The 12,346-nt window shown below is 36.9% G+C and carries 12 protein-coding genes; 9 read left to right on the forward strand and 3 right to left on the reverse strand.

Going from position 1 to position 12,346, the window contains the following annotated elements:
• The first annotated feature begins 379 nt into the window (after positions 1–379).
• On the forward strand, positions 380–1,543 hold the full coding sequence (locus CDOM16190_RS06325; RefSeq protein ID WP_349644383.1) for a dicarboxylate/amino acid:cation symporter: 1,164 nt from the start codon (positions 380–382) through the stop codon (positions 1,541–1,543).
• A 39-nt stretch (positions 1,544–1,582) separates the two neighbouring features.
• Here CDOM16190_RS06325 and CDOM16190_RS06330 read toward each other — a convergent pair whose 3' ends face one another.
• The 3 genes from CDOM16190_RS06330 to CDOM16190_RS06340 form a co-directional block, all read right to left on the reverse strand.
• Positions 1,583–2,887, reverse strand: a complete 1,305-nt coding sequence (locus tag CDOM16190_RS06330) for a cation:dicarboxylate symporter family transporter (protein ID WP_170019461.1) — start codon at positions 2,885–2,887, stop codon at positions 1,583–1,585.
• A gap of 194 nt (positions 2,888–3,081) precedes the next feature.
• Positions 3,082–3,576: a peptidylprolyl isomerase gene (locus tag CDOM16190_RS06335; RefSeq protein ID WP_170019375.1), complete on the reverse strand. Its 495-nt coding sequence runs from the start codon at positions 3,574–3,576 to the stop codon at positions 3,082–3,084.
• Positions 3,577–3,593: 17 nt separating this feature from the next.
• A complete protein-coding gene (locus CDOM16190_RS06340) occupies positions 3,594–4,301 on the reverse strand; it encodes a YebC/PmpR family DNA-binding transcriptional regulator (RefSeq protein ID WP_169973070.1) in 708 nt (235 codons plus the stop codon).
• A gap of 116 nt (positions 4,302–4,417) precedes the next feature.
• On the opposite strand from CDOM16190_RS06340, the gene CDOM16190_RS06345 reads away from it, so the two are divergent.
• The 8 genes from CDOM16190_RS06345 (at position 4,418) to CDOM16190_RS06380 (ending at position 12,282) form a co-directional block, all read left to right on the forward strand.
• Positions 4,418–4,969 carry a GNAT family N-acetyltransferase gene (locus CDOM16190_RS06345; RefSeq protein WP_170019376.1) on the forward strand — a complete coding sequence of 184 codons (552 nt, stop codon included), beginning with the start codon at positions 4,418–4,420 and terminating at the stop codon, positions 4,967–4,969.
• Entirely contained in the window at positions 4,969–5,172 is a 204-nt protein-coding gene (locus CDOM16190_RS06350) for a heavy-metal-associated domain-containing protein (protein WP_169973074.1), read from the forward strand. Before CDOM16190_RS06345 ends, CDOM16190_RS06350 begins: the two co-directional genes overlap by 1 nt.
• A gap of 1 nt (position 5,173) precedes the next feature.
• Entirely contained in the window at positions 5,174–7,342 is a 2,169-nt protein-coding gene (locus CDOM16190_RS06355; RefSeq protein ID WP_170019377.1) for a heavy metal translocating P-type ATPase, read from the forward strand.
• Positions 7,343–7,391: 49 nt separating this feature from the next.
• Positions 7,392–7,949 (forward strand): hypothetical protein, encoded by a 558-nt coding sequence (locus CDOM16190_RS06360; protein WP_170019378.1) that lies wholly within the window; start codon positions 7,392–7,394, stop codon positions 7,947–7,949.
• Positions 7,946–8,758 (forward strand): prolipoprotein diacylglyceryl transferase, encoded by an 813-nt coding sequence (gene lgt / locus CDOM16190_RS06365; RefSeq protein ID WP_170019379.1) that lies wholly within the window; start codon positions 7,946–7,948, stop codon positions 8,756–8,758. The genes CDOM16190_RS06360 and lgt overlap by 4 nt, the downstream gene beginning before the upstream one ends.
• Before the next feature lie 102 nt (positions 8,759–8,860).
• Entirely contained in the window at positions 8,861–9,565 is a 705-nt protein-coding gene (locus CDOM16190_RS06370; protein ID WP_170019380.1) for a fumarate reductase cytochrome b subunit, read from the forward strand.
• A 16-nt stretch (positions 9,566–9,581) separates the two neighbouring features.
• The gene (locus tag CDOM16190_RS06375; protein ID WP_170019381.1) at positions 9,582–11,570 is read left to right on the forward strand and encodes a fumarate reductase flavoprotein subunit; all 1,989 of its coding nucleotides are present in this window, start codon (positions 9,582–9,584) and stop codon (positions 11,568–11,570) included.
• The gene (locus CDOM16190_RS06380; RefSeq protein WP_170019382.1) at positions 11,563–12,282 is read left to right on the forward strand and encodes a fumarate reductase iron-sulfur subunit; all 720 of its coding nucleotides are present in this window, start codon (positions 11,563–11,565) and stop codon (positions 12,280–12,282) included. The genes CDOM16190_RS06375 and CDOM16190_RS06380 overlap by 8 nt, the downstream gene beginning before the upstream one ends.
• The last annotated feature ends 64 nt before the right edge of the window (positions 12,283–12,346 follow it).

A 12,346-nucleotide genomic window follows, 5' to 3' on the forward strand; every position in this document is an offset into this window, starting at 1 on the left:
TTCCTCCTAAATTTAGATTAAAAATTTATAAAATTATAGTGTAATAAAAATTAAAATAAATTAATAAGTTTAAAATAAAATTTATAAATTTTATAAGAAATATTTTTTAAGCTAAATTCTCTAAAATTTTAAAAATTTGGATTATTTTTAACACTCAATTTAAATTTATTAGATTTTTCTTTAAATCATTATCCTTTTAAGACAAATAAAGATAAAATCAGATACCAATCAAATATCAAGGAGGCTTTTATGGTTGAGTCAAAAAAAAGGTATTTTGAATTTTTACTTCAAAAGTAATTTGTTGGTTAGAATTTTAATAGGTCTTATTTTGGGTGCTATATTTGGTATGATATTCTAAAATGCTACAAGCGCGATAGGGATCTTAAAGCCTTTCGGGGATGTTTTTATAAGGCTTTTAAAGATGATTATGATCCCTGTTATAGTCTGTACCTTGATAGTAGGTGCTAGCAGTATTTCTCCTGCACATCTTGGAAAGGTTGGCGTCAAAATTATTGCATTTTATATGGCGACTTCACTTTGCGCAATAGTAATCGGACTTTTTGTGGGTTCTGTTTTGCAGCCTGGAATATGGCTTGAGTTGGCTCATATCACAGGAGTAACCAAAGAGTTCAAATCCTCAGGATTGGTTGAAATTTTATTAAATATTATTCCTGCTAACCCATTTGGCCCTATAGCGAATGCAGAGGTTTTGCCGACTATCTGTTTTTGTCTATTCTTTGGAATCGCTTTGGTCTTTTACAAAGATAGTGAAAGTCAGGCTGTAAGAAATGCGGCTGAGAATGTTTGTCTGTTTTTTGAGGGTATGAATAGCGTGATGTTTAAAGTTGTTGGTTGGGTCATGCAGTATGCCCCTATTGGCGTATTTGCACTTATTTTTATAGTTTTTTCAAAAAGCGGAGCAGAGGTGTTTGGGCCTTTAGCTAATGTAACTTTGAGCCTATATATAGGACTTGCTTTACAAATTTCATTGGTTTATTGTGTGGCATGTCTGTTTGTTGGATTAAATCCTCTTATATTTATAAGAAAAGTGCGTCCGCCTATGATTACAGCCTTTGTTACGCGCTCTTCCGGAGTTACTCTGCCTGTTTCCATGGAGACTGCCGAAAAGGATATGGGAGTGCCTAGGAGTATTTATGGCTTTACTTTGCCAGTTGGTGCGACTATAAATATGGACGGCACAACCATATATTTAGGAGTTTGTGCGATATTTATCGCAAATGTCGTAGGTATGCCGCTTGATTTCGCTCAGCAGCTAACCGTAGTAATAACTGCATTATTAGCCTCCATAGGAACTGCTGGAGTGCCGGGAGCAGGAGCTATAATGCTCCTTATGGTTCTTGAATCAGTGGGCTTAAAGGTGGAGGCTGGCAGTGTGATAGCCATAGCTTACGGTATGATTTTGGGCATTGATGCTATACTTGATATGGGAAGAACATCTATGAATGTTGTTGGAGATATGATGGGTGCGGTTTTTGTGGCTAAAAGTGAACGCGAGCTAGATGAGGAGATTTGGAATAGCTAATTTATGTTTCAGGAGAAGGACTTAAATCTTCTCCTGAAACTAGGCACGAAATTGAAATTCTTCCGGATGATCTAATGCGTAGCGAAACTGTTTTATATCGACTTTTTTATCCCAGATAGAGATAATGAGGCATCCAACCGCATTGCCGCACAGATTTCCTACCGCTCTCATCTCCGACATAAATTTATCCACCCCTAGTAGTACCGCTACCGTAACAACAGGTATCCCGGCACTAGGCAGGGCTGCTAGCGTACCTGCTAAAACTATAAACCCTGATCCGGTAACTCCTACTGCACCTTTGCTTGTAACCATTAGTATAATTAAAATTTGTATTAAGTGCTCAATAGTTAAAGGGATACCAAAGGCTTGAGCTAAAAATATTACGCTAAGACTTAAGTAGATATTAGTGCAATCAAGATTAAAAGAGTATCCTGTGGGTATTATAAGTCCTACTGCGCCTCTATGTATGCCGGCTCTTTCCAGTTTTTGCATAAGCGGAGCTAGGGCGGTCTCAGAGGAGCTTGTCGCAAATACTACCAAAACTTCTTTTGCGATAAAGCGCATAAATTTAAATATATTAATTTTGGCAAAATAGCATATGGCGCCAAGAACTACAAAAATAAAAAATAAGCTAGCAGCCGCCATTACAAGTAGAAGTTCTATCATTCCTAAAAGCGAATCTATACCAAATTTGCCTATCAAAAACGCCATTGCAGAAAACGCGGCAATAGGGCTAAAAAGCATTAGTATGGTAAGAAGTTTTAATACGTAATGCTGAATAAACTCAAGTGGTTTTAAAATTTTCTTTTTATAATCATTCTTCAAAAATGAAATGGCGACCGCAGTAACTATAGCCATAAAAAGCACTTGTAATGTATTCGAAGTAAGAAATGGCGTGATGGGATCGCTTGGTACCGCACTTTTTAGGATTGACCACACAGATCCTACATCCTTATCAATATGCGTATATTTTTCTATGCTTCCCGGATCTAGGGTAGTCCAATCCAGATGCATATCGTGTCCCGGCTTTAATACCTCGCCAAATAAAATTCCAACCGCAAGAGCTATGGTGCTGACTATCTCAAAATAGATAAAGCCTTTTAGTCCTATGCTGCCAAGCTCTTTCATACTTTCAAGGCCAATAATACCAGATACTATGGTAAGAAATATAATAGGTCCTATTAGAGCTTTTAAGGCTCTTATAAACCAGTCTATCCCGGGCTTGCTGGCCACGCCGAGATCCGGGAAAGTAACTCCTACGAAAATACCGGCAGCTATACCTAAAACTACCCAGAACGCAAGGCTTGTAACAATTCTTTTAAATTTACTTTTTTGGGATTTTATTTGAGGTTGTTTTGAATCTTCACTTGAAACTTTTTCTATCAAGCATAATCCTTTAAATTAATTATTTTTTTAAAGATAACGTTATTTTATCTAAGAAAATATTAAATCAATATTATTACAAATTTTCTATTTATAAATAAATTTTATGCTCTTAGCTAATATTAAAGCCTTAATGGCTTTAATATTAGTAGTTTTTATAAATTCTCTTTTATCTCGATAGAATTTATCTTATCTCCGCCTCTTATAGAGTCAAGTGTCTTTAGGCTCTCATCGTCAATTGCTTGTCCAAAAACCGTATGAACCCCGTCAAGGTGAGGTTGCGCGCTATGGCATACGAAAAATTGACTTCCGCCGGTATCGCGTCCTGCATGAGCCATAGAGAGACTACCGCGTTTATGTTTACTCTTTTGGTCTACACATTCGCATTTTATTCTCCATCCAGGACCTCCCGTGCCTGTACCATAAGGACATCCTCCTTGGATAACAAAATTCGGGATTACGCGGTGGAAATTCAGACCGTCATAAAAGCCGTCATTGGCTAAAGTTGCAAAATTAGTAACTGTTTGTGGCACCTCTTCCCCAAATAGCTCAAGCTTGATGTCTCCTTTTTGCGTATGTATAATAGCAAATTTAAATTTCGCCAACTCATCTTTGTTTATATCGTAAACTTTTAGCTCTTCGTTTCTCATATTTTCCCTTATTAAATTTATTCAATATTTGTATATACGGCTTGAACGTCATCGTCGTCTTCTAACTTATCAAGCAGCTTTTCTATCTCTTCCATCTGCTCTTCGCTTAAATTTATAGGAGAATTTGCAATGTATTGCAGGCTTGATTTTTTGGCCTCAAGTCCGAGTTTTTCTATGCCATCGTGAAGTGTACCAAAGCTTGTGTAGTCGCCATAAATATATAAAATTCCGTCTTCTTCTTCAAGCTCGGTTAGTCCAAAGTCTATTAATTCAAGTTCAATCTCATCAAGCTCCAAATTTGGCTTTTCAAGCTCGAAAACGCTCTTTCTCGTAAACATAAAGCCCAGGCTTCCGCTTGGTAAAATTTCTCCTCCATTTTTACTAAAAATAGCTTTTACATTGGCCACTGTTCTCGTAGGATTATCGGTAGCGCACTCCACTATGATTTGCACTCCATGAGCTGCCTTGCCGTCATAAGATATGGTTTTTATATCTGCACTATCTTTGCCGTTTGCGCGCTTTATAGCCGCATCGATATTATCTTTTGGCATATTTTCATTTTTTGCGGCAGCTATCGCCGAGCGAAGCTTTGGATTCATATCGGGGTCTGATCCGCCCTCTTTGGCTGCTACTGTAATCGCTTTTGCAAGCTTTGGAAATACCTTGCTCATCTTATCCCAGCGCGCTTCTTTGGACGCTCGCCTATATTCAAATGCTCTTCCCATAAAATTCCTTAAAAAATTTTTGGTAATTATAGCCAAAAATCTTTTTATCATTTTTAAAAGCTTAGGTTTTAATGCTGTTTGGGAAAAATTTATGTTTTAAATTTATAATTTGGATTATGATAACAAGAGCTGATAAAAAAGATTCTAAACGCTGCATAGAGTTGCTAAATTTAGCCATGGAGGATATCGCTTTTTGTCTTAGTGGCACTACAAGCAGGGCTAAGAGTAATGAAATTTTAACCTCATTTTTTAATCAAGATATAAATAGATTAAGTTATAACAATATATATATTTATAGGGATAACGATCAGATATTAGGAGCTGTTTGCGCATATTTTGGCGGAGATTTAAAGAGTCTTGATGAACCTATAATAAATCATTTAAGATTAAAAGATCCAAGCGCCAATGTTGAAGCTGAGTGCTTTAATGATGAATTTTACATAGATAGCATAGCTGTCGATGAGAAATTTAGAGGTCGCGGCATAGCTAAAGAGCTGATAAAATTTATATTTGAAATAGCGAGCCAAAGAGGCATTAAAAAAGTCTCCTTGATAGTAGATGAAGAAAAAATAAAAACGAAAGAATTTTATGAAAAATTTGGTTTTAAGGAAAATTGTATCAAAATTATCAATTCTCATAAATATTACCATATGATAAAGGAGCTGTAATGGCAAAATTTAAAGTTGCAAATATTAATTGTGAAAATTGTGCAAATACTATTAAAAGGTCGCTTGAGGATGAGTTTGGTAAAATAGACGTAGATCTAAGCGTAGAGCCTCGTGTAGTAAGCCTAGATATAGAAGATAAGGATATTGAAAGGTTTAAATCCGAACTTGATGAGATCGGATTTAAAGTAATCGAGCAAATTTAATATGCAGAAAAATCTCAAATTAAATATCGCAGGCATGACCTGTGTAAACTGCTCGAATGCTATTGAACGAGCTGTAAAAAAGATGGATGGAATAGTAGAGGCTAAAGTAAATTTCGCTAATGCTACGGGCGAATTTATAGTGCAAGATGAGAGTATTCGTCCCAAAATAGAAGAAAAGATAAAAAAACTTGGCTATGAAATCGCTAAAGATCTTGGAGAGTTCGAGAAAAAACGAGCCGCTCATATAAAAAATTTGAGAAATAACTTTATCTCAGCCACTATTTTTAGCGCGATAATAATGTGGCTTGAGATGAGCGGAAGCATGAGTGAGCCAAAAGCCTTTATAATGCTGTTTTTGGCATTGATCACTCTTGCCGTATGCGGAAAAGATTTCTTTATACACGCCATTGGAGCACTTAAAAACAGAAATTTCGATATGAATGTGCTCGTTGCACTTGGCACCTCGATGGCATTTTTATATTCGGTATTCGTATTTTTAGCTCCTAACCTTATACCTGAAAATATGCGTCATATGTATGTTTCGGGTTCAGCTATGATAATAACTTTCGTTCTTCTTGGGAAGTATCTTGAGGAGCGCTCTAAAGCTAAGGCCGGCGACTATCTAAAAAGCTTGATGGATATGTCGCCAAAGGTTGCCTTGGTGCTTAAACCAGACGGTCAAGCTGTAGAAACCGAAGTGGCAAATCTTAAAATAGGGGATATAGTAGTCGTAAAAACGGGCTACAATATTCCTTGCGATGGTGTTATTATAAATGGCGGAGCAGAGATAGATACCTCTATGCTTACCGGCGAGAGTCTGCCCGTATATAAAAAGATGGGCGATGAGGTAAATGCAGGCACTGTAAATACCAATGGATATCTTAATATAAAGGTTACTAAACTTTCAAGTCAAACTTTGCTGGCTCAAATTTTAAACTTATTAAGCGATGCTAGTACTAAAAAGATGCCTATTAGTCGCTTTGCCGATAGGGTGGCTAATATATTTGTGCCAACCGTGATAGTTATATCCTTTGTTACTTTCTTGGTTTGGATTGCTTTCACCGGAAATGCTACTCAGGGAGTATTAAGTGCGATTTGTGTGCTTATAATCTCTTGTCCTTGCGCATTAGGGCTTGCTACTCCTATAGCTATTATCTCATCACTTTCGCTTGGTGCTAAAAATGGAATTTTGGTCAAAAATCCCGAAGTCATAGAGATCATTCACACTGCTAAATATGCTATTTTTGATAAGACCGGAACCCTGACTCATGGTAAAATTTCTGTAAATTTTACAGACATAGATGAAGAAAATTTAGCCCCAATCGCAGCCATAGAGGCAAAAAGTTCACATCCTATATCAAAAGCTATTGTAGAGTATGCAGCAAGTCTTGATATTAAAATTTTAGGAAACGAGAGCGGGTTTGAAAATATTGCAGGAAGAGGGGTGAGAAGTCTCGATGAAAATCAGATAATAGTAGGAAATGAGGAGTTTTTAAAAGAATTTAAAGTAGCAATTCCAAATGAGGAGAAGGAAAAAATCTTAAAAGCTCAAAATGATGGAAATGGAGTGGTTTTAGCTTCTATTAAAGGTAAATATGTAGGTTTTATAAGCCTTAGCGATACTTTAAAAGAGAGTGCAAAAGAGGTAATAGATGAGCTAAAATCAAGGGATATAACTCCGGTAATGCTAACAGGAGATAATGTATTTACGGCTAAAAATATCGCTGGTAAGCTTGGGATAGAGCAGGTTTTTGCCGGGGTAATGCCTAATGAAAAATTTGAAATCATACAAAGGCTTCAAAAAGAAGCCAGAGTTATTTTTGTAGGAGATGGCATAAACGATTCTCCGTCTTTAAAGCAAGCCGATGTCGGTATAGCTATGAGTAGCGGAGCTGATATCGCAAAGGACGCCGGCGATATAGTTCTAATTAAAAATGATCTAAAAAGCGTATTGCAGTCTATAAATTTAGCTAAGCATACGATGAAAACTATAAAAGAGAATTTGTTTTGGGCATTTATATATAACCTCATATTTATTCCTGTAGCAGCAGGAGTTTTATATCCTGTATTTGGACTTGTTTTAACTCCTGTTTATGGCGCAGTTGCGATGAGTTTTAGTTCGGTTACTGTAGTTTTAAATTCAATAAGATTAAGATTTAAAAAAATATAAATTTTTAAAAATAGTTGTAAAATGGCTAAAATTTAAAAAAGGCTGAGGTATGAAGATTGGTGAATTTTACTCTGTGGTTTGCAGAATTTTTGCACTAAATTTTGCAAATTGTCCAAGTGAAGAAATTTTTAACGAGATCAAAAAAAATTCAAATTGGGTTATAAAAAACAATAACGAAGCTAACTTAACAGGCTCGAAGCTATATAAAGAGTCGCTTGAGGTGGAAAATTTAGAAGAGATAAAAGAGGATTTTTTAAATTTAAAAAAATATTTTAATGCGGAATTTTTCTTTGAAGGTGACAAAAAAAGGCTTGAAGGTCTTTATAAAGTATGTAAATTTGAGCCAAATTTAAAGCTTAGTGAGGTTGATAGTATAACCACTCAACTCTCATTTTTATCCTCTGTATTACAACTTAAGGCCGATAAAAAAATAGAAGAAATTTTAGGGGTTTTTTTAAGCTCTTATTTTTTACCTTACTCTAAAAAGCTATACCCCTTACTTCAAAAAGAGGCTAAGACCAAATTTTATCGCTCTATGGGGTATCTTTTCGAGGATTTTAGCGAAGGGATTGAAAAAATATTTAAGATAAGAGTTGTCCCTAGATGAGTTGGTGGAACAACATCTATAATAATTTTGATCCGGTAGCCTTTAAAATATTTGGACTTAGCGTTCATTGGTATGGGGTTATGTATGTTTTAGCCCTTATTCTTGCGCTTGGAGTGGCTAAATTGATAGTAAAATTTGATAAGATGAATATATCGGATTCTCTACTTGATAACTACTTTTTCTGGGTTGAAATTGGAGTAATTTTAGGCGCAAGAATCGGCTATATAGTCATTTATGATCCAAATACCTTTTATTATCTAACTCATCCTTGGCAAATTTTTAATCCTTTTTATAACGGAGAATTTATAGGAATTAGAGGTATGAGCTATCATGGTGCGGTTATTGGATTTTTGATAGCGACGATCGCTTTTTGCAGGAAGTATAAACAAAATACACTTGCACTCCTTGATCTTTGCGCTCTTTCTATTCCGCTCGGATATTTTTTCGGTCGTATTGGGAATTTCTTAAATCAAGAGCTTGTCGGTCGTGCTACGGATGTTTCTTGGGGAATTTATGTCGCAGGTATACTTAGACACCCATCTCAAATTTATGAAGCATTGCTAGAAGGCATAATCATTTTTATTATATTATTTTTTTATAGAAAGTTTAAGAAATTCAATGGAGAGCTTATAGCTATGTATGCCATATTTTATACTTTAGCAAGGTTTATATGCGAGTTTTATAGAGAACCTGACTTTGGAATAGGTTTTGTATTTTTAAATTTTTCAATGGGGCAGATATTATCATTTATAATGTTTTTGTGCGGAATTTTTATATTTTTCTTTTTAAAAAAAAATTATACTAAATAATTTAACAAGAATTAAAGTTACAGTGTAGTATTATTGCATACAAATTTTAGGTTTATCAAAATTTGTATAAAGCTAAAAATTACAATATATTAAGGAGTGCTCATGAGTGGGCTTATAGAAGGGTTTCTAGGAAGGCAGGCTGACTGCAAAAAGAGTCGCTGTCCTGCGGTCTGGGACAGGTGGCAAAGTATAACAGGATTTATTCTGGCCTGTTTTATACTATGTCATATGGTATTTACTTCAACCATTTTACTTGGTAAGGATGCATTCAATGCCGTAGTTGGCTTTGCGGAGGCTAAATTTTTGTTTGGCGAAGCTACTTGGTGGATTACAAACGTAATAGCCGCTGTAATTTTTGTTGTCTTTATCGCTCATGCGTTTTTGGCTATGAGAAAATTCCCTGCCAATTTTAGACAATATTTGATGTTTATAGGACACAAAAAACGCATGAAACACCTTGATACTACTCTATGGTGGTTTCAGTTTTTAACAGGATTTGTACTCTTTTTTGCTGCAAGCGGGCACTTAGTTGATATAGTTTTTGGTGGACATATTACTGCTGATAGCTCTGCTGCAAATTTTGCTAGATTGGAAATTTTTTATCTTGCATTGCTTGTATTTATGGTAGTTCACGCAGGCGTTGGAATGTATAGATTGTATGTTAAATGGGTAAGTATTGAAGGAGCTAGCAGACAAGAGATGTTAGCAAAAAGAAATAAGGCCAGAACTATAATTTTTGCCGTTTTTGGCGGGCTCGCTTTAATCGCATTAATTGCCGATTTCGTCTGGATCGGCCTTAGTCATTAATGGATAGGAGCTAGAAATGAATATAAAATATTGTGATGCATTAGTTATCGGTGGAGGACTTGCCGGACTTAGAGCTGCTGTTGCAGCCGGTGAAAAAGGTCTTAGTACTATAGTTTTAAGTCTTATCCCAGTTAAACGTTCTCACTCAGCTGCCGCACAAGGTGGTATGCAAGCAAGTCTTGGAAACTCAAAGATGAGCGAGGGTGATAATGAGGATGTGCACTTTGCGGATACCGTAAAAGGAAGCGACTGGGGATGCGATCAAGATGTAGCTAGAATGTTTTGTCAAACAGCTCCAAAAGCTATTCGTGAGCTTGCCGCTTGGGGTGTACCTTGGACTAGAATTACTAAAGGTGAAAGAAGCGCTATTATCAATGCTCAAAAAACAACGATAGTAGAAAAAGATGAGGTTCATGGACTAATTCACTCTCGTGACTTCGGCGGTACGAAAAAATGGAGAACTTGCTATACAGCTGACGCCACAGGTCACACTATGCTATTTGCCGTAGCAAATGAGGCTTTAAAACACAATGTTGCTATTGAAGATAGAAAAGAGGCTATAGCCTTAATTCATGAGAATAACCGTTGTTATGGAGCTATCGTTAGAGATTTGGTAACGGGCGAGATTATAGCTTATGTTTCAAAGGGTACTTTGATAGCCACAGGTGGATACGGAAGAGTATATAAACATACTACAAACGCTGTAGTTTGCGAGGGTATAGGAGCTGCGATAGCGCTTGAAACAGGCGTGGCAAAACTTGGAAATATGGAAGCGGTTCAATTTCACCCAACTCCAATCGTTCCAAGCGGAATCTTGCTAACAGAAGGATGCCGCGGTGACGGTGGAATTTTGCGTGACGTGGACGGATATCGCTTTATGCCTGATTATGAGCCTGAGAAAAAAGAGCTCGCTAGCCGTGACGTCGTAAGTCGCCGTATTATGGAGCATATTCGTGCAGGAAAAGGTGTAAAGAGCCCTTATGGAGAGCACGTATGGCTAGATATTAGCATACTTGGACGCGAACATATCGAGAAAAACCTACGTGACGTTCAAGAAATTTGCCAAATTTTTAATGGAATAGATCCTGCTGACGAGGGTCCAAAAGGTTGGGCACCAATTCTTCCTATGCAGCACTACTCAATGGGTGGAATTAAGACAAATCCTAGAGGTGAGAGCCCTACTTTGGCTGGATTATTTAGTGCAGGAGAGGCTGCTTGCTGGGATATGCACGGATTTAACCGTCTTGGTGGAAACTCCGTATCAGAAACAGTTGTGGCAGGTATGATCGTAGGTGATTATTTTGCAGATTATTGTGCAACTCACGATATAGAAATTAGAACTGAAAATATCTATAAATTTGTTCAAGGTCAGATAGATTATATGAATAGCCTCCTTGAAAAAGAGGGTAAATTTAACGTATTTGAGATAAAAAATAGAATGAAAGATGTTATGTGGGAACACGTAGCTATATTTAGAACGGGCGAGGGGCTTGAAAAGGCCGTAAAAGAGCTTGAGGAGCTTTATAAGCAATCTCTTGACGTTAAAGTAGCTAATAAAAATCTATTTGGAAATCCTGAACTAGAAGAAGCTTACAGAGTACCAAAAATGCTAAAACTATCGCTTTGTATAGCTTATGGTGCGCTTCTTAGAACAGAGAGCCGTGGCGCTCACTATAGAGAAGATTATACAAAAAGAGATGACTTAAATTGGCTAAATAGAACTATAACAAGCTGGAAAGAGGGCGATACAATGCCTACTGTAGAGTATGAACCACTTGATATTATGAAGATGGAGATTCCGCCAGCCTTTAGAGGATATGGAGCTAAAGGAAATATTATAGAGCACCCTGACAGTGCTATCCGCCAAGCACAAGTTGATGAGATCCGTGCCAAAATGGAAGCGGAGGGTAAGGGTAGATACGAAATTCAAAATGCGCTTATGCCTTACGAGTTACAACCAAAATATAAAGCGCCAAATGAAAGAGCAGGTATAGGATATGAGTAGAAAAATTACAATTAGAGCATTTAAATATAATCCGTTAAGCAAAATTTCAAAACCACATTTTGCTTCGTATGAGCTGGAGGAAACTCCGGGTATGTCGCTATTTATAGCGTTAAATGTTATTAGAGAGAAATTTGATCCGGATCTTAGTTTTGACTTCGTATGTAGAGCGGGAATTTGCGGAAGTTGTGGAATGCTGGTAAACGGTACGCCAAAGCTTGCTTGTAGAACGCTTACAAAAGATTATGAAAGCGGTGTAATAGAGCTTATGCCGCTTCCTGTATTTAAGCTACTAAAAGATCTAAGCGTGGATACAGGCAATTGGATGAATGCAATGAGTAAGCGCGTAGAAAGCTGGATACACACAGATCATGAGACTGATATAAGTAAGCTTGAAGAGAAGGTCGAGCCTGAAGTGGCACAAGAGGTTTTTGAGCTTGATAGATGTATAGAGTGCGGAATCTGCGTAGCGGCTTGCGGAACAGCTATAATGAGACCTGATTTTATCGGTGCTGTTGGACTTAACCGTGTAGCAAGATTTAAAATAGATGCACTTGATAAAAGAACAGACGAAGACTTCTATGAGCTTGTGGGTGATGATGACGGAGTATTTGGATGCATGACTCTTCTAGGGTGTGAAGACAACTGCCCAAAACACCTTCCGCTTCAAAGCAAAATCGCATATATGCGTCGCAAACTAGCTACAGTAAAATAATTTTAAGAGAGCCTCTTGGCTCTCTTGTATTTACAATACTATTTATTTCTCTACCATTAAGTGA

Origin of the sequence: Campylobacter sp. RM16190, from assembly GCF_012978835.1 — a bacterium.
Classification (GTDB): Bacteria; Campylobacterota; Campylobacteria; order Campylobacterales; family Campylobacteraceae; genus Campylobacter_A.

Excerpts from the sequence above, each read along its gene's own strand:
- CDOM16190_RS06350 (WP_169973074.1), top strand. The coding sequence starts at position 4,969 with ATGGCAAAATTTAAAGTTGCAAATATTAATTGTGAAAATTGTGCAAAT.
- CDOM16190_RS06335 (WP_170019375.1), bottom strand. The coding sequence starts at position 3,576 with ATGAGAAACGAAGAGCTAAAAGTTTACGATATAAACAAAGATGAGTTG.
- CDOM16190_RS06380 (WP_170019382.1), top strand. The coding sequence starts at position 11,563 with ATGAGTAGAAAAATTACAATTAGAGCATTTAAATATAATCCGTTAAGC.
- CDOM16190_RS06340 (WP_169973070.1), bottom strand. The coding sequence starts at position 4,301 with ATGGGAAGAGCATTTGAATATAGGCGAGCGTCCAAAGAAGCGCGCTGG.
- CDOM16190_RS06355 (WP_170019377.1), top strand. The coding sequence starts at position 5,174 with ATGCAGAAAAATCTCAAATTAAATATCGCAGGCATGACCTGTGTAAAC.
- CDOM16190_RS06370 (WP_170019380.1), top strand. The coding sequence starts at position 8,861 with ATGAGTGGGCTTATAGAAGGGTTTCTAGGAAGGCAGGCTGACTGCAAA.
- CDOM16190_RS06375 (WP_170019381.1), top strand. The coding sequence starts at position 9,582 with ATGAATATAAAATATTGTGATGCATTAGTTATCGGTGGAGGACTTGCC.
- CDOM16190_RS06360 (WP_170019378.1), top strand. The coding sequence starts at position 7,392 with ATGAAGATTGGTGAATTTTACTCTGTGGTTTGCAGAATTTTTGCACTA.
- lgt (WP_170019379.1), top strand. The coding sequence starts at position 7,946 with ATGAGTTGGTGGAACAACATCTATAATAATTTTGATCCGGTAGCCTTT.
- CDOM16190_RS06345 (WP_170019376.1), top strand. The coding sequence starts at position 4,418 with ATGATAACAAGAGCTGATAAAAAAGATTCTAAACGCTGCATAGAGTTG.